Origin of the sequence: Micromonospora tarensis (assembly GCF_016803395.1) — a bacterium.
Lineage (GTDB): Bacteria > Actinomycetota > Actinomycetes > Mycobacteriales > Micromonosporaceae > Micromonospora > Micromonospora tarensis.
Genome location: NZ_JAEVHL010000470.1, coordinates 1 through 1,895, shown reverse-complemented (window position 1 = coordinate 1,895; position 1,895 = coordinate 1). Strand labels below are relative to the sequence as shown.

Annotated in this window: 1 protein-coding gene and 3 tRNA genes; all 4 read left to right on the top strand. The window is 69.9% G+C overall.

Features of this window, described 5'->3' with window-relative positions:
• Window positions 1–315: 315 nt before the first annotated feature.
• The 4 genes from JM949_RS35620 (at window position 316) to JM949_RS35605 (ending at window position 1,799) form a co-directional block, all read left to right on the top strand.
• Complete coding sequence (locus tag JM949_RS35620) at window positions 316–1,119, top strand: fumarylacetoacetate hydrolase family protein (RefSeq protein WP_203152429.1); 804 nt, start codon at window positions 316–318, stop codon at window positions 1,117–1,119.
• 108 nt (window positions 1,120–1,227) lie between these two features.
• Window positions 1,228–1,299, top strand: a tRNA-Gln gene (locus JM949_RS35615).
• A 133-nt stretch (window positions 1,300–1,432) separates the two neighbouring features.
• Window positions 1,433–1,505, top strand: a tRNA-Glu gene (locus JM949_RS35610).
• Window positions 1,506–1,726: 221 nt separating this feature from the next.
• Window positions 1,727–1,799: transfer RNA gene (locus JM949_RS35605), tRNA-Glu, on the top strand.
• Window positions 1,800–1,895 lie beyond the last annotated feature (96 nt).

Genomic DNA, 1,895 nt, shown 5'->3' with positions numbered 1-1,895 from the left:
CGGCGGCGGCGTGGCTGCCGTCGGGCCTGGCGCGGCGGCCGCCTCCGGAGCCGTCGCCGGCAGGGCCGGCACGGCGGCGAGGATGCCGAGGCAGTGCACGAACACTGCGAGGGCTCTGTGGTGTCGTGTCGATGCAGGCATACGAACGAACCTCCGGAGCCGACGCTAGGGGCGCGTCGCCTCCGTGCGGGTACGAAGTCGGGAAGCCCGCCCCGGTCACCTCCGGCTCCGGTAGGGTGCCGCGCGCTGACGGTTTGAGCACACCCAGGCGCCGGTCCTGGCCGGTCGGGGCGCTCGCGGGGCTAGATTGGCCGGGTGCGTATCGCTCGTTTCGCCCATGCCAAGGGAATGTCGTTCGGTGCCGTCGAAGGTGAGCCGGAGGCCGGGCCGCAGGGCCTGACCATCGCCGAGATCGAGGGCCACCCGTTCGGCAAACTCTCCTTCAGTGGGGCCCGCTGGGCCCTCTCCGACGTCCGGCTGCTCTCCCCGATCCTGCCCAGCAAGGTGGTCTGCGTCGGTCGCAACTACGCCGACCACGCCGCCGAGCTCGGCAACGAGGTGCCCAAGGAGCCGCTGCTCTTCCTCAAACCGTCCACCTCGGTGATCGGGCCCCGGGACGCCATCCGGTTGCCGATCTTCTCCAAGCAGGTCGAGCACGAGGCGGAGTTGGCGGTCGTGATCGGCGCGCCGGGTGCCCGCCGCGCCGACCGGGCCGCCGCCGAACGCGCCATCTTCGGCTACACCTGCGCCAACGACGTCACCGCCCGCGACCTGCAACGCTCGGACGGGCAGTGGACCCGGGCCAAGGGCTTCGACTCGTTCTGCCCGATCGGCCCGTGGATCACCACCGGCCTGGACGTCTCCGACCTGGAGATCCGGTGCGAGGTGGGTCGCAACCCGGAGGAGATGGAGGTACGCCAACTCGGCCGGACGAAGGACATGGTCTTCGATGTGCCGGGGTTGGTGTCGTACATCTCGCACGTGATGACGCTGCTGCCCGGCGATGTCGTGCTGACCGGCACTCCGGCCGGGGTTAGCCCGCTCCTCGAAGGGGATACCGTCACCGTGCGGATCGAGGGCATCGGCGAACTCAGCAACCCGGTGGTTCCCGTCGCCTGATCCGTCGGATGCCCCTGTTTCCGCAGCTCACGGATGGTTCAGGGGGATCGGATTTGGCCTGCCGGCACCTGGAGGGTAAAGTTCACTCCCGGCGCCGCAAGGGGCCAATGGGGTATGGGGTAATTGGCAGCCCGACTGATTCTGGTTCAGTTAGTCTAGGTTCGAGTCCTGGTACCCCAGCGCTGCTGGAATTCGCGAGAATCCCAGACGCTGGATTCTGACGGAGTTCGTCTCCGCCCCTTCGGGGGCGGAGAGTGATCTCTGGTAGAGTGCAGCTCCTCCACCTGCAAGGGTGGGGGAGCGAAGTGGTTCTGGCCCCGTCGTCTAGCGGCCCAGGACGCCGCCCTCTCAAGGCGGTAGCGCCGGTTCGAATCCGGTCGGGGCTACATTGTGCACAGCCCGTCTCACCTGGTGAGGCGGGCTGTTTCCGTTGTCCGTCCGGGTCGGTGCGGTCCGCCCCGTCGCGCTCGGCCCGCTGCGCTCCTGCCGGCCCGCTGCGCCACTACCGCCGGCCCGCCGTGGCCCCGGTACCCCGCGCTCGGCACAACGGACGGTGCCGCTAGACTACAGGCGCACGCCCGCGAGGGTGGTGAACGGAAGAGGTTCTGGCCCCGTCGTCTAGCGGCCCAGGACGCCGCCCTCTCAAGGCGGTAGCGCCGGTTCGAATCCGGTCGGGGCTACACCCCGAAAGCCCGTCCCGCCCCGGCAGGACGGGCTTTCGCCATCCCCCGGCGACCCGCCCCCGCCCGCACCCAGCCCCCCGCTCCGTCGATCAT